We start from the raw sequence: 20750 nt of genomic DNA, 5'->3' as shown, positions 1-20750 counted from the left end.
CGGAACTCAGCCCGGCTGCTCCGGCGCCACTTCCCGGCGCCGGTGGTCCTCGAGCCAGTCGGAATTCTCGGCGAGCGCTTCGCGGCCCAGTTCCCTCAGCAGGGTCTGGTAGGCCGCGTCGTCCGTGCTGCACTCGCTGCCCTGGGCCACATCGATGGCCTGCGCGAAGAGCTTGCCCATCGCGGAGTAGGCCAGCGCATGCGCCTCGAAGGCGAACTTCTCGCTGACCAGGTGCACGGTTGCGCCCAGGGCCAGCAGCAGCACGATGGCCGTGACAAAGCTGCCGTGCACATGCTCGCACGCTAGCCATTCGTTCCAGCCCTCCAGGCAATGCAGCGGTGCGCCACTCACGAACTGCCATAGCTGCAGCAGCAGCGGCGTGATCAGCACGAAGGTCAGGAAAAAGGCGATGCCGACGAGCACATTGCGCAGGCGCTGGTTCCGCTTGTGCGCATGGTGGTTTTGCATCGCCTTGCCCGCCGTGCCGTCGGGCCCCGCGAAATAGTTGCGCTGGTCGCTTAGCCAGGCTCTGTCGATCAGATCGCGCTCCGGCTTGCCCGCATGCTTGAGGCCCACCGCGATGGCCCACAAAGCCGGGCCGCGCAACGCGAATGAGATCCAGCTCATTTCGTCACGCTGCTTGCGCAAGTACTGGTCAGACACCGCGCTGGGAATGCCGCCCAGTGCCCAGAACACCTGCACCCGCATCGCTTCGGCCACCGCGCGGTAGTCCTGAAAGCGGTTCTGCCACTTCCTTTCCTTGACCAACCCACGGTGGAACCAAAAGGCCCCTCCCAGGATGCCGAGTTGAATGGCGAGCAGCCATACATGCTCATGCAATACATGAGCAAAGAGCTCGAAGCACACCACGCTGACCATGAGCCAGGTCGCGTACCCGAAGACAACACCTACCCTGGCCAGGCGGCGCTGACGAATCAGGCTGTCCACCCAATGACGGATGCGCTGAAACGCGGTCATCGTGGTCGGTGCATCGCCCAGCAACTTGTGCTGGTAGAACTGCGCGGCCGTGTCTGCAGCCGCCTGACGTCGCCGCAGGAAGTCCAGATCAGGATCCGTCTCTGCCGCACGGTCAATGCCCAGATAGCTCACCTGCTTTTGAAGAATCGCGACGTAATGCTCGTTGAAGCTGCGTTCGCGCTCATTCAGGTGCAGGATCTCCTTGAAGTACTGCGACGTTGCGCTGGGCGATTTTTCGTCGCGGGCGTCTCCCAACACTTCGTTGATGATGCTGTCACGATCTCGCAGTGCCGGAGCACCCAGCAGCGACCAACTGCCCGCTGGCCGAGGCGGGTGGTCTTCCCCGGGGCGCGGCGTCATGATGTGCAGCACGGGGCCACCGCTGACCATGTCCAGCAGCGAGCTGGCACCGCTGAACAACAAGCTGCGGCCAAAGCCCGCAGCCATGCGTTCTCCCTGGCTGTGCATTTCGATCACGTGCGCAGTCCCGCCACGCTTGGACTGCTGCGTCGCGTCGTCGCCCCTCGGCCAGGGGACGCCATCCCACAACGCGATCAAGAGATGGCTGAAGCGCGACAGCACTGCGCCCAGTTGTTCATATTGCAGCTTGTCGGGGTCAGCGGCCGTGTCGCAAGGTTCGGCGGGTATCGGCGCCAATTCCATCCGCAGCGCCGAGGCTTGCCAATGTCGGCGCAGGCTGGTCTTGGCATCGTCCGTCGACAGCGTGGCCTCAAAATCCGCGAGCCGCATAGGCAGTACGGCGATGTGCGCGATCTTCAGCTCGGCGGCCACTTCCGCCGCCAACTGGTCCGCGCCTTCGGCTAGGCCAGTGGCAACGTAGAGATTGCCGTCCAGGCGGTCCTGCAGCCGCTTTAACGCATCCATCAGGCTGGATCGCACGGAGCTGGCGCCTTCGGGGTCGATCAATCGGTGGCCGCTTATGCCAATGATGATCGGGAAGCCTCGGGTGGAATCGGGGATCGTCATCATCGGATGCGTTCACCAGGTTGAGCCGCGGCTGAGTGTAAACATGGGCTGCGCAACTCACGGCGCATCGTCGAGCGAACAAAGGCGTTGGAACAAGCGTATCGCTGCTTGCGCAGCATCCGTTCGGCGATGCCGTCTTGACGCCGGCAGGCTTAGTCAGGCAAGTGCGGCAGCATGTTGCCAACAATGCGGTAGCCGCTCGGCGACCCGGCCGGTGGGCTGCATCGGCAGCCGCTCCAGCGCATCGCGCGGGTAGGCAGACGGCTCGTGCCAGTTTCAGCCGCGCCGAATGCAGCAGGCGATCCGACCTCGCTCACCGTAGGTAGCCTGTTCAAGCACACCAACTTGCGCTGCGCACCTGGTTCCTCGCCATCCATCTGCTCAGCCACGTCGCATCCGACAGAGAAAACGGGGTTCTGCGAAGTGCCCTGACCGTCAGGCGGCCGGAGCTGGGATGGCCGCAATCAATGCGATTCGCTCAGGTCGATGACTGACCGTATTGGCACGGCTGGCCCCGGGCCGGGTGACCCAACCGTTGCCGACGCCATCCTCGACCGGCCGGTGCAACACGGTCGGCGCTTCAATCTTGAGGGCGAGTCTCGGCGCACCGGTTAGGCCGCACGCTCGGCGAGCCGGCCACAAGAGACGATGCAGGAGGTTCACACACCTTCGTCATGAAGCATTCGACCGCGGCCGACTGACGCGTGGATCGTGAGCGCCTCTTCTGGCCGGTGTAGGTGGCAGCCGCCCTTGTGACGATACAAGCGCGCCTTGCCCCGCAGGGCGGCGCCTCAAGCCATCCTGCGCAAGATGGCCAACGCAGCCTGCCGGCCAGTGGACGCCGCGCCCTGCATGTAGCCCTGCCAAATCGCCGAACAGTGCTCGCCCGCGAAATAGATGCCGCGCTCGGGCGTGGCCTCGTCGCCGGCGAAGCTTGTGCGCTGGCCAGGCCGGTAGGTCGAATACGAACCCAGGGCCCAGGGCTCGGAGGGCCAATGCACGCGGACGGCGCGGCCGGTCCAGGCGGCCTCGAAACCGGGCCACAGAGCCTCAGCCTCGGCGTTCAGGCGACGCACTTGTGCTTCGGTGCTTCCCTGCCCGATATCCAGCCCGTTGCGCCCGCCTAGAAAATAGGTGAACACGCCTTGCTCGCCAGGACGCAGGCGGCTGCCGTCCCAGCCGCACTGCAGCACGCCGTCGGTGATGACGTCGCCGCTGCTGCCCTTCTCGCGCCACAGTCGCCTTCGCGTGCCCACCATAACCTTGCTGTTGGTGCCGTAGGCCAGTTCACGGATGGCCCGCGCCTTGGCCTCGGAGAACACGCCAGGCGCCTCCACCTGGCGCAGCATCGTGAACGGCAGGGCCAGCACGACGGCATCCGCCTCATGGGCCACGACGCGGCCCGCAGTCTCGAATTCCAGCCGCAGTGATGATCCCCGCCGTGCCACGCGCACCAGACGATGCCCCGTCAAGGCCGGGGCCTTCAAGCTGCCGACCAGCCCCTGGACGATGCAGTCCAGTCCCTCTGCCGCCTTCCAGCGCTCGTCGCTGCTGCCGAACAAAGAGAACCCGTCGCGGGCCGTCACGCCGATCCGCTGCAGCAGGTTGATGCTGGACTGGTCCCAGCTGTCCAGCCCGTTGAGGGTGGTGTAGCCACTACAGATGCGCTGGCGCAGCCAGCCGTCCAGCCCGATGCGGTCCAGGTAGTCGTCGATTGAGAGCCGGTCGAAGCCGACGTCCAACTCGGTGTGGCGCCTGCGGCCCACGCGCCGGCTGAGGCTCGCGGCATCGCGCGCGATGCGCTGCACGAAAGGCTGGAAGGCGCGAGCCGCCTCGTCGCGCGAGTGTGACCGGCCGCCGACGTGGATCAACGCCGCCAACCCGGCTTCGCTGTGAGCCTCGGTGTCGATGGGCGTGCAGCCGAAGCTGCGCGCCAGCGCGATCATGTCCGCATGGGTAGTGTCCACCAGTTCGCCACCCAGCTCCGTCACCACGCCCGGCGCCAGCTGACCATGGTCGGTGCGGATGCGCCCTCCGACGGTCTCCGCAGCGTCGAATACCCTAGGCCTACAGCCGCCCAGCGTCAGCAGGTGGGCCGCCACAAGCCCAGCGATCCCCGCCCCCACCACCGCCACGCGCGGCGGCGCCCCAGCCACCCGGGGAACGCCTGCACCGCCATACAGCGCGATCAACTCGCGCACCCGCTTGTAGTTCGGCCACTGGGCCGCCGGCGCCTGCTGGGGCGACGCCCGCGCGGCGCTTACTTGTCTATTCGCCATCGTCCGTCTTCAGCAATCCGGGCTTGTCACGAGTGCCGATGATTGTGATCCTGATTCGCGCGCCAAGCCTTCACGGCCGCAGCTCGGCACGCCTGCGCTCCACTCGTCCTGCCGCTGCTGCTCGATGCCCTCCAGGAGCTCGCCGGCCCACGCTCATAGAAGCGCGCTCACCGGCTTCCGTCGTCTTGGCTGTGGAGAAATGTCGTGCGGCGCCTCAAAGCTATCAGCCGCGCGGCCCAGCCGGCCGACGTGCATACTTCGGTGAAACGTTTTCCCGTAAGTTCAGACTTCGCTGAAACGCCAGGTCAGCCTGTGCTGAAGTTGTCGGCCTTAAGTCATTGACTTAGCGGCGGTGCGATTTCTAAGGTCGAAAGAGAACCAACACTCGACGTGTTGTTCGCCCACCTGAGCCGCGGAAATTGAAGCGGTGATTGGCGCGCGACTGACCCCCGATGCCATCTCCCGGAAAGCACTGCCCACAGTAGGCCGATAAACGAGACCAAACAGTCGCGCCCGAGCGCCTGCTGGAGGTAGCCGAAACGGCTGGGTGGGACATCGGACGCGTGGGCGAGAGAAACCCCCGCTTGGCGCCACCTCCACCGGTGGTAAAACCCGCGCCAGCAATTCCGGGGTAGTTCAGCGGCAAGAACGCTTGGCTCTAGACCGAGAGGGCGCTGGTTCGAATCCAGCCCCCGGACCCAGACATGACATCGCGATCACCATCGAGCAACCAACCGCCCGAGGCGCCTGCCGTCGGGCTCGACTACAGTGCCCACCAACTGCAACGGGCGCTGGACGCTGCAGCGCGCGGCGAGCCGGCGCAGGAGCGCGTGCGGCGCTGGCGCGACGTGATTAGCGGGTTGCTGTCAGGCACTTTGCTCGCCGGCTCGCGCCAGCCCCTCGCCAGCTATCCCACCTGGGTGACGCTGGAAGTCGTCAAAGGCGGGTTCGCGACTGGCGGGGCGTTAGCTGCCGGACCTCTGCAGCCCTTTGAGGAAGCGCTGCTGGACGAGCTGGGCCTGCGCGGTGGCGAGGCTCCGCGGCTGGCGCTGAACCGCTACTTTCTTTCCGACATAGGTCTGACGCGGCTGCTGCAGGCGCTGGAGTCGCGCGCGCTGAGTCTGCAGGTGCCCGAAGAAGCCGCACTGCCAACAGTCGCGTGGTTGATGTCGCGCGGGCATGCCGACGAGGCCGGCCAGCTCGTTCAAGCTTTGGCGCCGTGGGCTCATGAGTTGAGGTTCTACCCGAAGCTGGATGCAAGGGAGCCTGTCAGCGACTCCCTGGTCCACCTTGAGACGGCAGGGCAGGTGGTGAAGCGCTTGCGCGCGATGCGGCCCAACAAACGTGTGCTGGCTCAGCGCGACACGGTGGACATCTGGTTGCCGTATTACGACGCGGCCGTGACCCTGGCGCTGGAGACGGTGGAGGGCGGCCTTCCCGTTGCGGCGCGCGACGATCACGGCCAATGGCTGCGCGGCGAGCATGGGCAGTTCGTCATGAGCGGCGGCTGGCCGTTCAAGCGCTATGCCGAAGATTGGTCGCTGCGTGTCCGCAGCTTGCTGGGCTTGATCTATGACATGCGGAAGGGTCGCCCGCCGAGCAAGCGATTCACCGATCCCAGCGAACCTTTCGATGTCCTTGTGCGCACGCTGCAACAAGCGGCGACGGAGCCGCAGTCACTGGCCGCGGGCGATGTCGGCCGCGTGCGCTTGATCGTGGCACGCTACGTGGCCAGCCACGGTGCGCCAGGCTCCGACTCCGCGCGGTATGTCCGTGAGCGCCAGCAGCATGCCAAGGCGAAGACTCATCAGGAGATCGCGGGCGACGTGGCCGCCAAACTGGTTGATCACCCGGCGACGACAGGGTTGGACGACATCGGACCGGTGCTTCGCTCGGCAGGATTGCTGGAAGACGGCATGCGCGTGCCACAGGGCATTCAGCGTCGCCTGCAGCGCTGCGTGAACGACACGCCACAGGGTTTAATCCGCCGCGGCGTGGTCACGTCGGGTGAGGTGCTGGCGACGCTTCTGCCGCAGCGAACCAGCCAATTGCGCGCTGCGGGTTTTGCGGATGCAGACTTGCGCGCCTTGTATGCGTCCACCTACCGTGCCTTCCGACGCCGTCGTTCGCTGCTGCTGCTGAACTTGCAGAAGCAGGTTCAGTTGGAGGAGTTGCCCTGGGTGGCAGCGATGCGGCGCTTTCGCAACCAGGGTACTGAGGCCGCGCGCGGGGCCGGCCTGGCGCTTGAGGAATTCGCTGGCGTGGCGTTGGATGGGTTCCCACAGACCCAATTGCCGAACAAGCTCCTGCAGGAGTTTGTCGCGCTGGCCGACGAGGCCGGCGTCGGCCTGCCATTCACTGAGGAGCTGGCGGCGGATATCTTCATGGGCGCCTTCTCGCCCAAGTTTGCTCGGGCAGCGCAGGTGGCAGCGGCGCAACTGCAAGGATCGCTGTACGAACGCTACTACCGCCTGGACTACCAAGATATCGCAACTCGGCTGAGCATCGCTGGCGCGGCCCAGGCTCAGGCGGAAGCGCTCGCGAAGACCTGCACCGAGCGTGCCGGCAAATCGCCCGGCGGCGTGAGAGTGTCACGGGCGGCAAGCAATGGCCGTGTCATCGAGCAGCAGCTCATCGTCACCACCCACAACCTGGCTGCCCTGCTCCAGTTGCCGGGCATGCGCGAACGGCTGGAAGGCCGCGCCATGGACCTGGCCCGCGACTGTCTCAGCTGGGTGCTGCGCCACCTGCAGTTGCGCAGCGGCGACTGGCGCGTGGAGTTGCATCGCGTCAAGAACGCGGCCTACGCCTGGCGGCAGATGGTGTTCTTTCTGTCGCTGCGGCCTGGCGATGTGCCCGCGTTCCTGGTTGAGGCGCAGGCGCTGTTGGACAAGCAGCCCGCAGCCTTTGCAAAGCGCTTCCAGCCCGCATTGGACGGGCTTCGCATGGTCGCCGAGAAGCCGCATCGCTGGACAGCCAGTCCTGAGCCTGCCCCCTTTCTGGGCTGGTGGCAGACGGACCGCTGGCGGACGCCCCCGCAGGGCTGACAAGCGGTCTGAGCGGCAGGCGCTTCAGGGAGCAGATGTCTGCCATTCAGCCCACGCCATCGCACATGCGCCAGGCGTGTCACCGAGTTAGCGGCCGTCGCCATGCGCCAGCGAGGCGAGGGGCGATGACGTTGCATGCGGCCTCTTGACTCGCAAACCAACGGAGCAACCTCCGTCATGCCCGACAGGCTCGGCAGAAATTCAGAACGGAGCGACGAGCTTTTGGTCGAATACCGAACTGAATGAGACGCCGCGTCAGACCTGCATGAGCTGGAGCGCGCCAACTGCCTCCCATCCAAGACCGGGGCCTACGGCGCTAAACGGGACCCAACACCCCTTGTCGGTTCACCGTTAAATAGTTATCTGGTCGGACCGCATTCGGTGTGATCGAATTCATGTCAGACCAATTTGCGCGTTTCGTGGACACCTGCTTGCCCACAGCGAGCAGCCTACAAAGCCGAGGAATGTCACCGATGACCAAAAGAATCGCCGGGCCCTGCGTTGTCCGATCGCCGACAAAGGCATCGCTGGCTCCTCGCAGCCCGAATCGCATGCGGCTCATCGCGATCGGCCTGTTGAGCTCCTGGCTCGCCGCTTGCGGCGGCGGAGGCTCATCCGGGGATGCGTCTGGCACCGGCGCACCCGCACCCGCACCCGCACCCGCACCCGCACCCGCACCCGCACCCGCACCCGCACCCGCACCCGCACCCGCACCCGCACCCGCACCCGCACCCGCACCCGCACCTGCACCTGCACCGGCACCGGCACCGGCACCGGCACCGGCACCGGCACCCCGACCGGCCCCTGCCCCTGCCCCGCCTCCTTCGATCAATCCGGCGCTTGGCATGCCGAGTCGGCTTCTCGTGGGGCTCGGTGGCAATTCGATCTCGGACATGACGAGTCAGCACATTCAGCCAGACATCATCGACACCTACCTCGTAGGGACCGGCCCGGGCTCATGGCCCTACTGGAACAGTCCGGACGGTGCCTATGTGACTTACGTCTCAGCCGCCGACAGGGCGATCGGGGCCGTGCCGTTGTTCACGCTGTTCCAAATGGCCGCCGATGGTGAAGCCGACATGATCCCGGTCAATGACGCGGCGTTCATGACGAAATACTGGTCACAAGTAAAACTGATGTACCAGAAGATCGCCGCCACTGGCCAGCCCGCCCTGGTCAACCTCGAGCCTGACTTCTGGGGCTTCGTGCAGGCCAAGTCAGGCGGCGATCCGACGAAGGTGCCGGCGCGCGTTAGCTTTGTCGCCGAATGCGCCGGCCAGCCGGACACCACAGTAGGCGTCGCCGGGTGCCTGTTGGCCCTCGGTCGCACCTACGCGCCAAATGCAAAGTTCGGCTTCCCGCCATCCTTTTGGGGAGGCGATGCCACAAGCGTCGGCAACTTCATGCTGAAACTCGGTGCAGACAAGGCTGACTTCATCGTGGCGCAGACGAGCGATCGGGATGCTGGTTGCTTTGAAGTCGCATCGCCGGTGGCTGAATGTGCGGGACGCGGCAATGGACCGTTCTACCTGGACGAGAACAACATCACCACACCCAACTACAGCCAGGAGCTGGCCAAGTGGAGCGCCACGCGCAGCATCCTCGGCAATTTGCCCATTCTGTTTTGGCAGACGCCGATGGGCGTACCCTCGGCCGCCCCTGGCGGCACACCAGGCCACTACCGCGACAACCATGTGCACTACATGCTCACGCATGCGGCGCAATACACGGCGATCGGTGTGTTTGCGATCGTCTTCAGTCCGGGCGGAAGTACGTCGGCGACCATCACGACCGATGACGGGCAGTTCGCGCGCCTGTTCAAGGACTACCTGGCGAGCCCGGCGCCGTTCCCCAATTGAGTGGTCATCGGCCGAACGGCCGAGGTTTTCGGCCCCGGCTCTTGGCGCGATGCTCTTAGCCACTGTCGGCTTGGGCTGGGCGCGATTCACCGCCAATCAGGTGACGTCCTGCTGCGCCAAGGATTGGTGATCCGGCGACCACTGGGAAACTGCAGATCGTGCCCGACGGAACCGTGCGCGATGCGCGGGCGGCGGACTACAACAGCATGCGTACCGACGACATCCTGCGCAAGGCAACGGACTCGATAAGCTGACCGACGAGCTTTCCTGGAAAGACGCTATTGGCTCACGGACCGTCCCCATGTCGCCGTTGCCGACCTCGTCGCGTTCCCAGTTCTGCGTGAACCATCAGCCAGACCAGCCCTACGGACCTGAGTGCGGGGAATTCAGAACTCAGCAAGAGCGGGAAATGTTGCAGCTGAGACATGATGTTATATATTAAACCAAATGAAGTGGCTGCTCCTCATCCTCTCGCTGCCGACCGAGAACACCGCCGCCCGCATGCGCGTCTGGCGGGCGCTCAAGGGCTGCGGCGCGGCGGTGCTGCGCGACGGCGTCTACCTGCTGCCGCACTCCGAGGCGCATGAGGCGGCGCTGGGCAGCATTGCCGACGACCTGCGCCAGAACGACGGTACGGCTCATCTGCTGGGCACGGAGTCTGGCGACGCAAATTTCCCTGCGCTGTTCAACCGCAGCGCCGAGTTCGCGGCCCTGCTGGGCGATATCGCCGACGGTCGCAAGCGGCTCAGCGCCGAGCAGGCGATGGAGTCGGTCAAGCTGGCTCGCAAGCTGCGCAAGGCCTTCGACCAGTTCGTCGCCATCGACTTCTTTCCCGGTGAGGCCCAACGCCAGGCCCGCGAAGCACTGGAAGAATTCGAGGACCAGGCCAGCCGGCTGCTGTCGCCGGATGAGCCTCAACCCGCCGTGCGAACCATCACGCCACTGGATCGGGCCGACTACCAGGGGCGGATCTGGGCCACGCGCGCCCGGCCGTGGGTGGACCGGATGGCCTGCGCCTGGCTGATCCGCCGCTTCATCGACCCCGACGCCCGCATCCTGTGGCTCCAGTCGCCGGCCGATTGCCCGAAGAGGGCGCTCGGCTTTGACTTCGACGGCGCCTCCTTCACCCACGTCGGCGCCCGCGTGACCTTCGAGACGCTGCTTGCCAGCTTCGGCCTGGAAACGCCAGCGCTGCTGCGCCTGGGCCTGCTGGTCCACAGCCTGGACATCGGCGGCGTGCAGCCGCCGGAGGCCGCGGGTGTCGAGCGTGTGCTGGCCGGCATGCGCGAGGCCATCACCGATGACGACCAGCTGATGCAGGTCAGCGCCGGGGTCTTCGAGGGCCTGCTGACTGCCTTTCAGAACGCCGAGGACAAGCCATGAACGCCATCCCTCAGGACCTTCCTCTTGACCCAGCCAGCCTGAACGGCCCGTCCGCGCATGGCTGCTGACCACCCACCCACGCTGGCGTTGCTCTATCCAGGAGACCGTGCGGCCCGCGACCGCAATGACCCGGACGAGAGTCGCTTTGCCGCGCTGTTCGAGGCCTTTGCCGCCGCCGGCATTGCGGCCGAGCCGGCCGTCTATCACGACGACTTCGCCGATGAAGTCGCTACCCAGCTGAAGCGAGTGGATGGCCTGCTGGTCTGGTGCAACCCCATCGAGGCGGGCCGCCGCCGTGACCGGCTCGATGCAATGCTGCGCGAGCTGGCCGCGGGCGGCGTCTTCGTCAGCACGCATCCCGAGGCCCTGCTCAAGCTCGGCACCAAGGACGTTCTTGTCGACGTCCGCGACCTGCCCTTCGGCAGCGATGCGGTCCGCGTCGACAGCCTGGCGCAACTGGTCGACGAGTTGCCGCGTCGGTTGATCGGTGGGGCGCGTGTGCTCAAGCAGCACCGCGGGCAAAGTGGCAATGGCGTCTGGCGTGTCGAGGCCGCCGGCTCCGCGCTTTTGAAGGTGCGCCACGCGCAACGGGGCAGCGAGGAGGAATTGCTCAGCCTGCACGAGCTGCAGCAGCGGCTGGCGCCTTATTTCGAGCCGGAGAACGGCGGCCACATGATCGACCAAGCCTGGCAGCCGCGTCTCGTCGATGGCATGGTGAGGGCCTACCTCGTCGAGGACCGCGTTGCCGGTTTCGGGCACCAGGCGGTCAATGCGCTCCATCCCGCGAAGGACGGTGGGCCGCCACCTGCCACCAGCCCGCGGCTTTATCACCCGGCGGACCTGCCGCAGTTCCAGGCGCTGCGGCAGCACCTGGAGTCAGGATGGATAGACCTGCTGCGCGAGCGCGTCGGCCTGAGCCGGGACCAGCTGCCCATGTTGTGGGATTGCGATTTCCTGTTCGGTGAGCAACCGGGCAGCTACGTGCTCTGCGAGATCAACGTCAGCAGCGTGTCGCCGTTTCCACCGTCGGCCGTCGCGCCGCTCGTGGCGGCAGTCAAGGCGCGCCTGGGGCGTTGACTTCAGTGGTCATGCCCGTGATGGGCGTCCGGCACATGCGCATGGCTGTGGCGCTTGGGATCGTGCCGGTGCCGATGGCTGTGTGCGCCCGCGGGCATCGGATCGTGGTGATGGTCGTGGTGCCCGTCGTCATGCCGATGCGCGTGCTCGTGCTGCAGCTCCTCGTGCTCATGCTCATGGTCGTGCGACTCGGCCAGGTGCAGCGCCACACCCAGCAGCATCAGCAGGCCCCCGGCGGCCATGCCCCAGCCGGCTGAGCGGTCTCCCAACCCGAAGGCCAGCGCGGCGCCGATGAAGGGCGCGAAAGCGAACACCGAGCCCGTGCGTGCCGCACCGAACTCGCGCTGGGCCAGCAGGTAGAAACGCAGGCTCAGGCCATAACCGGTCGCGCCAATGCCCATCAACCCTGCTGCTGCGCCTAGGCTGGGCATCGCCTCGCCCGCGACGAAGGCCAGCACCGTCGTTGCCGCGGCGCCCAGCGCAGCCTTGGCGAGCACGACCTGGCCGGGATCACGTTCAGCCAGCGCGCGCGACAAGGTGTTGTCCGTGCCCCAAGCGGCCGTCGCCGCGAGCACGGCAAGCAGCCCGACCCATTGGCCACTTGACGCCAGGCCCTGGTCCAGGATGAGCAGCACGCCGCCCGCGAGCAGCAACAGCATCGCCGCCCAGACGCGCCGGTCCATGGTCTCGCCATAGAGCCTCCAGCCCAGCACGGCCGTGAAGAGGGCCTCCAGTGTCAGCATCAGTGACGCGCCGGTGCCGCTGGTGCGCTGCAATCCCCACGCCAGCGCCACCGGGCCGATCACCGCGCCGAAGAGGGCGACGGCCAGCAGGCGCGGCACGTCCGTGCGGAGCACGCGCGCCTCCTTCTCGGCCTTCTGGCGCAGCAGTGCGCCGACGAGACCAGCGCCGGCATACAGCAACGCCGCGGTCGTGAACGGCCCCAGTCCTTGGCCGAGCTTCTGCACGAGGGGCGTGCTGACGCCGAACAGCGCGGCTGCCAGCAGGGCCAGCAGGCCGCCGCGCAGCGCAGGGAAGTTCAGGTGAAGGGGCATGCCCGGCGTCGCTCTCAGGGCTGGCCGCCGTGCCGGACCAGGCGCTTGTGAAAACCCGTGATCGTGACGGTCACCGTGACAGGCTGCTGGCTGCGGTTCTTCCAGAACCAGCCATGCGTGCCTGCGAACGGCGCCACGAAGGTGCCGGCGCCATGGCGCTGGCCGGCTTCGATGTCGTAGCTGGTGTACTCGCCCTTCGAGCCGGCCCGCTCGCCATGCAGGTCCACGGCCACGTCTCCACTGGCGGACCAGTGGAAGACCATGCCCTGGCCGGCGTCGAGCTCCGCCTGGACCTCGGCGCCCTTGCCCGGGGCCAGCGTCACCGTCACGCTCTCCGTGCGCGGCGTCGAAGCGCTCGGCTTGACCGCCGGCGCATCGAAGCTCTGGCCCGCCTGCTTGCCGAACACCGCCTCGGCCCTGGCTGCTAGCGTCCCGTTGTCGCGGGCCGCATCGGCCGCCCAGAGTGGCATGCCAGTGGCGAGCAGGACGCCCAGAGCAATCAGTCGTTTCGTCATGACGGCACGTTACTTGATGGCGTGCGGCGCTTTGGGGTGTGCGGCGCCGCATGGCCTCGATCAACGGCTAGAAAGCCTCCTGCGCGCCCGCCGAGGGCTCTTCATCCCGCAACAGCCGCATCAAGGGGCGCTCACCCACCAGCCAGAAGATGACCGGCGTCAGCACCGTGTCCAGCAGCGTCGAGCTGACCAGGCCACCGAAGATGACGACGGCCACCGGGTGCAGGATCTCCTTGCCCGGCTCGTCGCCGGCCAGCAGCAGCGGGGTCAGCGCGAAGGCCGCGACGAGGGCCGTCATCAGCACCGGCGTCAGCCGCTCCAGCGAGCCGCGCACGATCATGGGCTGGCCGAAGCGCTCTCCCTCGAAGCGGCACAGGTTGATGTAGTGGCTGACCTTGAGGATGCCGTTGCGCGTGGCGATGCCGGCCAGCGTGATGAAGCCCACCATCGTCGCGACCGACAGCGTGACGCCCGCCAGCCACATCGCTATGACGGCGCCGACCAGCGCCAGAGGAATGTTGGCCATGATGATGCCGGCCAGCACCGCCGATCGGTAGCGCGTGTAGAGGACCAGGAACATCATCGCCAGCGATACCAGGGACAGGCCGATGATGAGCCGCGTGGCCTGCTCCTGGGCCTGGAACTGGCCCTCCAGGCTGACAAAGGCGCCGGTGGGCAGCGCCGTCTTGGCGATGACCTGGCGGATGTCGCCGATGACACGGCCCATGTCGCGCCCGTCGGTGTTGGCGTAGACCACGATGCGCCGCCGGCCGTTCTCGCGGCCGATCTGGTTGGGGCCGTCGGCCTCCTCGACGGTCGCGATGCTGGACAGCGGCAGCCGCCCGGCCGGCGTGTCGATCAGCGTGCGCGCCAGATCCTGCGGGCCGCGCTGGTCGTCGGGCAGGCGCAGCACCAGGTCGTAGCGGCGCTGGCCGTCCACGATCTGCGCGCCGTGCGCTCCATCGGTCAGCGCTTGCAGCACACGCACCGCCTCGCCCGGCGACAGCCCGGCCTGGGCGACCTTGCGCTGGTCCAGCCGCACGGCAATCTGCGGGATCAGCACCTGCTTCTCGACGGTGAGGTCCACCAGACCCGGCACGCTGCTCAGCCCCGCCCGCATCTGCTCGGCCAGGCCGCGCAGCGTGTCGGTGTCGTCGCCATAGATCTTCACGGCGACCTGCGCCCGTACGCCCGACAGCAGATGGTCCAGCCGGTGCGAGATGGGTTGGCCGATGGCGACCTGGGCGGGCAGCGACGCGAGCTGGGCGCGGATGCTGGCCATCACCGCCTCGCGGTCGACGGGCTTGCCGCCGCGCCGCAGGTCCACGTCGATCTCGGACGAGTGCACGCCCTCGGCATGCTCGTCCAGTTCGGCGCGTCCGGTGCGGCGGCCGACCTGGGTCACCTCGGGCACCTGGCCGATCAGCCTCTCGGCCAGCGCGCCCATGCGGTTGGCCTCGGCCAGCGACGTGCCGGGGTTGAACATCAACGACAACACCAGGGAGCCCTCGTTGAAGGCCGGCAGGAAGGCGCGCGGAAAGAACGGCACGCTGGCCGCGGCGGCAGCCACGGCGATCACCGCCGAGACGATCAGCAGCTGCGCGCGCGGGAAGGACCAGGTCAGCAGCCGTTCGTCCCAGCGTTTGAGCCGCGCGACCAACGGGCTGTCGCCGTGCGCCAGCCGTTTCATGCGGGGCAGCAGGAAGGCGCTCAGCACCGGCGTGACCGTCATGGACACGAGCATCGAAGCGAGGATGGACACGATGTAGGCGATGCCCAGCGGCGTGAACAACCGCCCCTCGATGCCCGGCAGCGCGAACAGAGGCACGAAGACGAGCACGACGATCAGCGTCGCGTAGACGATGCCGGTGCGCACTTCGACGCTGGCGGCCCGCACGACCTCCAGCACCGGCTTCGGGTGGGCCAGCGCCCGGTTCTCGCGCAGCCGGCGCTGGATGTTCTCGACATCGACCACCGCGTCATCCACCAGCTCGCCGATGGCGATCGCCAGGCCGCCGAGCGTCATCACGTTGATGGATTGGTCGAGCAGGCGGAACACGAGTGCCGTCACCGCCAGCGACAACGGGATGGCGATCAGCGAGATCAACGTCGTGCGCACCGACAGCAGGAAGGCGAACAGCACGATGGCCACCATGATGGCGCCGTCGCGCAGCGCGCCGGTGACGTTGCTGATCGAGGCCTCGATGAAGTCGGCCTGGCGGAACAGGACCTTGGGCGCGCTCAGGCCCTTGGGCAGGCCGGGCTCGAGCTCGCCCAGGGCCGTCTCGATCTGCTTGGTCAGCTGCACCGTGTCGGCGTCCGGCTGCTTCTGCACGCTGACGATGACGGCCGGTGCGCCCTTGTAGCCGGCGTCGCCGCGCTTGAAGCCGGCGGCGAAGCGCGCGTTGGCTACCTGCTCCAGCAGGATGGCGCGGCCGTCCTTCCAGGCGACGGCGATGCCCTGCAGGTCCTCGATGCGATGGGTGCGGCCGAGGTGACGAATCAGGTACTCGCGGCTGTTCAGGTCGACGAAGCCGCCACCCGCGTTGCTCGCAAAGCCGCGCAGCGCCTGCTCCACCTGCGTCAGCGACACGCCGAGCTGGGCCATGCGCACCGTGTCGGGCTCGACGCGCAGCGTGCGCACTTCGCCACCGATGGGAATGACCTGGGCCACGCCGTGGATGGCCAGCAGCCGAGGCCGCAACACGAAGTCCGCGTACTCGCGTGCCTGCATCGGCGTCGCCTGTCCGGCGCCCAGCGGCAACGCGATCAGCATGACCTCGCCCATGATGGACGAGACGGGGCCCATGACCGGCGCAATGTCGCCCGGCAGCTGGCCGCGCAGTTGCGCCAGCCGCTCGGCCACCTGCTGGCGGTTGCGGTAGACATCGGTGCCCCAGTCGAACTCGGCGTAGACGAGGGACAGGCCCACGCCCGACGTCGAACGCACCCGCGTGATGCCCGGCATGCCGTTCAGCGCCGTCTCGATGGGGAAGCTGACGAGCTGCTCGACCTCCTCAGGCGCCATGCCGCCCGCCTCGGTCAGCACAGTCACCAGTGGCTTGTTCAGGTCGGGAAAAACATCGACCGGCGTGCGCCAGGCGGTGAAGCCGCCGTAGGCCATCAGCAGTGCGGCAATGGCCAGAACGAAGAGCCGGTTGCGCAGGCTGGTGTGGACGATCCAGTTGAACATGGCCGGCCCTTCAGCGGATCTGCGCGATGAGCGCCGCGCCCACGACGACGACGCGGTTGTCCGCCGCAAGGCCTCGCGTGACGAGCACGGTTTTGGCGTCCAGCGGCTTCACCTGCACTGGCTGAGGCATGTAGCGCTCGGCGCCGGTCTTGATCCAGACAACGGTCTCGTTGACCGGGCTGCGCACGACGGCCTCGGCCGGCAGCACGACACCCTTGACCTTGTCCTTCATCGAGACGATCACCGTGACCGTCTGGCCGACGGCGAGCGATGTCGCTTCCCCGGCCTTGTCGGCCTGTGCGCGAAAGCTCAGCGGCAAGCTGCCGTCGCGCAGTGCACGGGGCACGCCGGCGAGCTGCAGCTTCACGCCGCCGATGCCCGCAAGCTCGGCGCCGGCGATGCGCTGGCCCAGCGTGACGTCAGCCGTCTGCGCTTCGACCATCAGTCGAGCCGGGTCGACGATGTCGACGAGCACGTCACGCGCGTCGATGACCTGGCCGGCCATCAGCTCGGAGCGGGCGATGACGCCCGACACCGGCGCGTGCAGCGGCTCGCGCTGGTCGAGGCTCGCGGCGATGCTGCGCTCGCGCGCGGCCAGGGACTCGGCCTCCAGGCGCGCGGCCTCGATCTCCTTGCGCGGCACCGTGCCCTCCAGTCCTTCAAGCCTCTTCAGACGCTGCTCGGCGAGCTGGCGGCCGGCGCGCAACTCGGCGCGCTGGGCCTCCTGGTTGGCCTGAGCGAAAGGCTCGGCGTGGTGGTGCAGCCAGGCGAGGACTTCCCCCTTTTGCACGGCCTGGCCGGGCACAGGAAGTCCCTTGGGGCCGGGTTCGATACGGCCGCCATGGCTGGCCTGCACGCGGCCGCTGGCGTTGGGGTCCTGCACCACACGGCCGGGCAGCTCCAGCGTCGCGGCGGCCTCGGTCTCGGGTGCGATCAGCGTGCGCAGCCCCAAGCGGCGCTGGGCCAGCTTGGGCACGTTGACACTGCCGTCGGGCAGGCGCACGAGGCCCGAGGCGTTGGTCGGGCCGGCCTGGTCGAGGTGTTCGCCATTGGGGCCATGGGCGCCGGGACCGGCGAGACTGGCCGTGGCGGCCAGCAGCAGTCCAAGGGTCAGCAGCGGGCGCTTCATACCTGGCCTCCGTTCCCCGTCTTGGCGCCAGAGCGGCGGCGCCATGCGGCCACGGCGATCAGCACCGCCGCGATGACGCCCATCCCTGTCCACAGCTTGCGTGAGCCGCTGGCGTGGTCGTGCCCGTGGTCATCGCCGGGCTCGTGCGCGTGCGGCGCCTGCGCCGCGGCCTGGGCTTGGTCGGTGGTGACCTTGAGGGTCGCGTCCAGCAGGTCCGACTCGTTGCCGTGGATGACGGTGATGACGATGGCGTGGTCACCGGGCTTGCCGAGCAGCTTCAGCATCGCCTCGTCGGCGACTGCGTAGTCGCCGATGTCGTCATGGAAGGGAGCCTTGGCCTTGAGGCCGCCGGACTCGATTTCGACCTGCGCCTTGAGCACCGGCTCGTTGGTCGCGAAGCGATCGATCAGCATCGAGAACTCGCCGCCGGCGAGCGTGGCGACCAGCTCGAACTGCTCGCTCCTGGCTTCGATGCGCGGGCGGCTGCCGGCAGGCGCGGTGGTGGCGGCCGGGCCGTCGAGATGTTCGCCGTTGGGTCCGTGGGCGCCGGGGCCGGCCGCAGCGCCCAGGCTCACGGCCAGCGCAGCGGCGCCGAGGGCGCGCAGCAGGGAAAGGGAGGTCATGGAAGCAATCCTTGGGCTTGTTGGAGTCGCGCCTGGGCCAGGCGCAGATGGGCTTGCTGGCGTTCACTGGCGGCCTCGGCCTGCGCGGCGGCGCTCAGCGCCCGCAGCAGTTCGGGCAGCGGCGATTCGCCCGCCTTGAAAGCCTTGTCGATGTGGCCCGCCCGCTCGCGCAGCAGCGTGGCGCGCTGCGTTTCGAGGCGGGCCTGGGCTTGAGCACCTTGCAGCTGGCTGCGTGCCAGCTCCAGCTCGGCCGCGAGGCGGTCGCGGCTGCGCTGCTGCTGGGTCAGGGCCATGTCGACCTCGGACAGTGCGCTGGCGATGCGCGGCTGGGCGTGCGTCTCGGTGCCAAATGCAGCAAAAGGCAGGCGCAGCGCGACGCCAATGCCGTTCAGTGCCGGGTTGCCCTGGCCGGGGCGTTCCTGGCGCAGGTTGACGCCCAGCTCGGGGCCATCGCCGCGCTGGGCCTGTGCCAGGGCGAGCTGGCGCTGGGCACGCTCGACGGCACGTGTGGTGAGCTGCAGTTCGGGGTGGGCCTCATCCAGGTTGAAGGTCGCCCCTGCAGGCGGGGGCTCGGACTGCGCGGCGACGGCGAGGCCTGTCAGCAATTGCCATTGCGTCTGCTGGGCGCGCAGCTTCTGCGCAGCCTCGGCTTCCAGAGCCTGGCTGGACAGCCACTCGGCCCGGGCCGCCATCGCGTCGGCAGGCGCGAGGTCGCCGGCCTTGACGCGGCGGTCGACGTCTTCGGCCAGGCGACCGAGCAACTGGCCTTGCAGCGCGGCCAGGCGCTGCTCCGCCTCCAGGCCGCTCAGCTGGCCAAGGGCTTCGCGCACCTGGCCGGCCACGTGCAGGCGGGCGGCCCGCTCGGCGGCGGCACTCCAGTCGAGGCCGGCTTGGGCGGCCTGGCCGGCGGTTGCGCGGGCGCCGATGCGCCACAGCGGCAGGGCGATGCCGACCTCGGTTTCGCGCTGGCCGCTGGCGCCATTGCCGCGGCCTTCACGCTGGGACAGCTGCAGCGCTGGCGGCGCGGCGAGCCAGCTGGCGGCGACGGCCTGCTCGGCGCGAGCCTGGCGCTGCTGGCCTTGCGACTGCGTCACCTCGGCGGAGCGCTGCCAGGCGGCGTCAATCGCCTGGGCCAGGCTGGGGCGGCTGGCCGCGAGCGCTGCGGAATTCGATAGGGGTTGGGCGGCACAGGCGAGCGCGCTGGCAGCAAGGGCGCTGCCGGCGAGCCATGGCGCCAACCATGGAGGGATTTTCACGAGGGTCCTGATGCGAAAGCGGCGGCGACCCGCATGGGGCCAGCCCAGGGCTGGTCATGCGCAAGAGGTCACCGCCAGAGCGACAGACGGCCGCGCGTCAGCACGCGCGGGTCGCGGGCGGGATCAGGACTGGGCTTTGGGTGGCCGCTCGGGGCCGGCAAGGCAGGGCGGTGGAGGGGGCGTCGCCGCGGTCTGCACCGGCATCGCCGGCGGCAGTTGTGGCAAGTGCAGGTCAACACGGGTCATCAGGACCGGTGAATGCAAACCGCAGTCGCTGGCCAGATGATGGGCCGAGGCGAGCGACTGGTCCTCGTGGACGCCGCTGGCGTCGCCGTGACCATCGTGATGATGCCCCTGGCCCTCGAGGTGCATCAACGCATGCTGCTGCTCTTCCTGGCCCGCCATCCCCACGGCAACGCCTGCATGGGCCAGCGCTTGCCAGCACATGCACAGCATCAGCAGGAAGGTCGTCAGGCCGTGGCGCATGGTCGTCAGTCTAGCGGAGCGACCATTTGAGGCGCATGGCGCGGCCGCCTACTGGGGCCAGTTAACCAATCATTGCGATTCGGGCACTGGCACGAGCGCAGTCCGCCGGCGCCGCACGCCGAGAACCACGCCCAGCCCCAACATCGTGAGCGCCCAGGTCGCCGACTCAGGCACGGCGCTAGGAATGCCTTCGAAGTGGTAGAGCGCGGCCAGCGCCGGGTCGTCGATCGTGAACGAAGGGTCAACGAAGGCCTTCGACCAGCCTGCCGGCCCGCCGGGGCCGCCCGAGCCGGAATCGGCACGGAGGTAGACATCAAAGACGGCATTGACCTTGAAGTTGGTGACCTGATCGAACGAGAAGCTGTTGCCACTCACTCCGTTGAGGTTGATGCCGGCGAGCAAAATCGCGCCAGCGCCGCCGCTGTCGTAGTTCACGGAGAAGGAGGCCGATGCCTGCGTACTTCCTTCGCCGTCGACCAAGCCGTGGGCGAGGACGTGCACCGGCACTACCGTTGCCGCGGCCGGGCCGCTCAGCATGACCTGGTAATGAATCGTCGTGGTCGCTCCAGCACCACCGCCGACGGTGAATCCGAGGACGGGCGAGTACGCAGCCACGGAGAGGGAATAGGCATAAGCCGAGCCCCCCTGGGCTGAATCGGTGATCGAGGTGGCGACGTTGCCATCCACGTTCACCCCGTAGCTTGCAGGCGCAAAGGTCGTCCCGTGGTCGATGTCATTCAGGCGATTGAGCGGATTGAAATTGTCAGCGGCCGCGTGACCCACATAGGTGACGACGCCGAGCGCATGCGCCGCGCCAAACGGCAAAACCGCGCAAGCGCAAAGAAGCGCGCTGAGCAACGTTCGTGAGCGAGTCATGATGTTC

14 protein-coding genes are annotated in these 20750 nt (G+C 67.7%); 4 read left to right on the top strand and 10 right to left on the bottom strand.

All coding sequences use genetic code 11. The features are described 5' to 3' along the window. Positions 1-6 precede the first annotated feature (6 nt). Both AC1DW0_RS22540 and AC1DW0_RS22535 read right to left on the bottom strand, forming a co-directional pair. Positions 7-1968 carry a hypothetical protein gene (locus tag AC1DW0_RS22540; protein WP_477948136.1) on the bottom strand — a complete coding sequence of 654 codons (1962 nt, stop codon included), beginning with the start codon at positions 1966-1968 and terminating at the stop codon, positions 7-9. Between the two features lie 788 nt (positions 1969-2756). Further along, the gene (locus tag AC1DW0_RS22535; RefSeq protein ID WP_477948134.1) at positions 2757-4244 is read right to left on the bottom strand and encodes a flavin monoamine oxidase family protein; all 1488 of its coding nucleotides are present in this window, start codon (positions 4242-4244) and stop codon (positions 2757-2759) included. A gap of 830 nt (positions 4245-5074) precedes the next feature. Here AC1DW0_RS22535 and AC1DW0_RS22530 point away from each other — a divergent pair. From AC1DW0_RS22530 to AC1DW0_RS22515, 4 genes are all read left to right on the top strand, one after another. Then, positions 5075-7291 (top strand): hypothetical protein, encoded by a 2217-nt coding sequence (locus AC1DW0_RS22530; protein ID WP_477948132.1) that lies wholly within the window; start codon positions 5075-5077, stop codon positions 7289-7291. Between the two features lie 893 nt (positions 7292-8184). Beyond that, a complete protein-coding gene (locus AC1DW0_RS22525; protein WP_457447194.1) occupies positions 8185-9150 on the top strand; it encodes a hypothetical protein in 966 nt (321 codons plus the stop codon). Positions 9151-9597: 447 nt separating this feature from the next. After that, positions 9598-10533: a chromate resistance protein ChrB domain-containing protein gene (locus tag AC1DW0_RS22520; RefSeq protein ID WP_477948130.1), complete on the top strand. Its 936-nt coding sequence runs from the start codon at positions 9598-9600 to the stop codon at positions 10531-10533. 57 nt (positions 10534-10590) lie between these two features. Then, the gene (locus AC1DW0_RS22515) at positions 10591-11610 is read left to right on the top strand and encodes a Cj0069 family protein (protein WP_477948128.1); all 1020 of its coding nucleotides are present in this window, start codon (positions 10591-10593) and stop codon (positions 11608-11610) included. Between the two features lie 2 nt (positions 11611-11612). On the opposite strand, the gene AC1DW0_RS22510 is transcribed toward AC1DW0_RS22515, so the two are convergent. The 8 genes from AC1DW0_RS22510 to AC1DW0_RS22475 form a co-directional block, all read right to left on the bottom strand. Then, positions 11613-12665, bottom strand: coding sequence for a DMT family transporter (locus AC1DW0_RS22510; RefSeq protein ID WP_477948126.1), 1053 nt, complete (start codon positions 12663-12665; stop codon positions 11613-11615). A 14-nt stretch (positions 12666-12679) separates the two neighbouring features. Further along, positions 12680-13180 carry a hypothetical protein gene (locus AC1DW0_RS22505; RefSeq protein WP_477948124.1) on the bottom strand — a complete coding sequence of 167 codons (501 nt, stop codon included), beginning with the start codon at positions 13178-13180 and terminating at the stop codon, positions 12680-12682. A 67-nt stretch (positions 13181-13247) separates the two neighbouring features. Then, positions 13248-16373, bottom strand: coding sequence for an efflux RND transporter permease subunit (locus tag AC1DW0_RS22500; RefSeq protein ID WP_477948122.1), 3126 nt, complete (start codon positions 16371-16373; stop codon positions 13248-13250). Positions 16374-16383: 10 nt separating this feature from the next. Further along, complete coding sequence (locus AC1DW0_RS22495; protein WP_477948120.1) at positions 16384-17502, bottom strand: efflux RND transporter periplasmic adaptor subunit; 1119 nt, start codon at positions 17500-17502, stop codon at positions 16384-16386. Next, entirely contained in the window at positions 17499-18125 is a 627-nt protein-coding gene (locus AC1DW0_RS22490; protein WP_477948118.1) for a hypothetical protein, read from the bottom strand. Before AC1DW0_RS22490 ends, AC1DW0_RS22495 begins: the two co-directional genes overlap by 4 nt. Further along, positions 18122-19381 carry a TolC family protein gene (locus AC1DW0_RS22485; protein WP_457350771.1) on the bottom strand — a complete coding sequence of 420 codons (1260 nt, stop codon included), beginning with the start codon at positions 19379-19381 and terminating at the stop codon, positions 18122-18124. Before AC1DW0_RS22485 ends, AC1DW0_RS22490 begins: the two co-directional genes overlap by 4 nt. 123 nt (positions 19382-19504) lie before the next feature. After that, entirely contained in the window at positions 19505-19867 is a 363-nt protein-coding gene (locus tag AC1DW0_RS22480; protein ID WP_457350770.1) for a hypothetical protein, read from the bottom strand. A gap of 69 nt (positions 19868-19936) precedes the next feature. Next, the gene (locus AC1DW0_RS22475; protein ID WP_082532801.1) at positions 19937-20743 is read right to left on the bottom strand and encodes a PEP-CTERM sorting domain-containing protein; all 807 of its coding nucleotides are present in this window, start codon (positions 20741-20743) and stop codon (positions 19937-19939) included. Between the last annotated feature and the right edge of the window lie 7 nt (positions 20744-20750).

Source organism: Roseateles sp. P4_D2 (assembly GCF_056401875.1).
The sequence above is the reverse complement of the archived record's forward strand: the minus strand, read 5'-3'. Positions and strand labels throughout refer to the sequence as shown.

Coding starts and splice junctions, on each gene's coding strand:
- AC1DW0_RS22475 (WP_082532801.1), bottom strand. CDS start 20,743: ATGACTCGCTCACGAACGTTGCTCAGCGCGCTTCTTTGCGCTTGCGCG.
- AC1DW0_RS22495 (WP_477948120.1), bottom strand. CDS start 17,502: ATGAAGCGCCCGCTGCTGACCCTTGGACTGCTGCTGGCCGCCACGGCC.
- AC1DW0_RS22540 (WP_477948136.1), bottom strand. CDS start 1,968: ATGATGACGATCCCCGATTCCACCCGAGGCTTCCCGATCATCATTGGC.
- AC1DW0_RS22510 (WP_477948126.1), bottom strand. CDS start 12,665: ATGCCCCTTCACCTGAACTTCCCTGCGCTGCGCGGCGGCCTGCTGGCC.
- AC1DW0_RS22480 (WP_457350770.1), bottom strand. CDS start 19,867: ATGCGCCACGGCCTGACGACCTTCCTGCTGATGCTGTGCATGTGCTGG.
- AC1DW0_RS22490 (WP_477948118.1), bottom strand. CDS start 18,125: ATGACCTCCCTTTCCCTGCTGCGCGCCCTCGGCGCCGCTGCGCTGGCC.
- AC1DW0_RS22525 (WP_457447194.1), top strand. CDS start 8,185: ATGACGAGTCAGCACATTCAGCCAGACATCATCGACACCTACCTCGTA.
- AC1DW0_RS22520 (WP_477948130.1), top strand. CDS start 9,598: ATGAAGTGGCTGCTCCTCATCCTCTCGCTGCCGACCGAGAACACCGCC.
- AC1DW0_RS22500 (WP_477948122.1), bottom strand. CDS start 16,373: ATGTTCAACTGGATCGTCCACACCAGCCTGCGCAACCGGCTCTTCGTT.
- AC1DW0_RS22515 (WP_477948128.1), top strand. CDS start 10,591: ATGGCTGCTGACCACCCACCCACGCTGGCGTTGCTCTATCCAGGAGAC.
- AC1DW0_RS22505 (WP_477948124.1), bottom strand. CDS start 13,180: ATGACGAAACGACTGATTGCTCTGGGCGTCCTGCTCGCCACTGGCATG.
- AC1DW0_RS22535 (WP_477948134.1), bottom strand. CDS start 4,244: ATGGCGAATAGACAAGTAAGCGCCGCGCGGGCGTCGCCCCAGCAGGCG.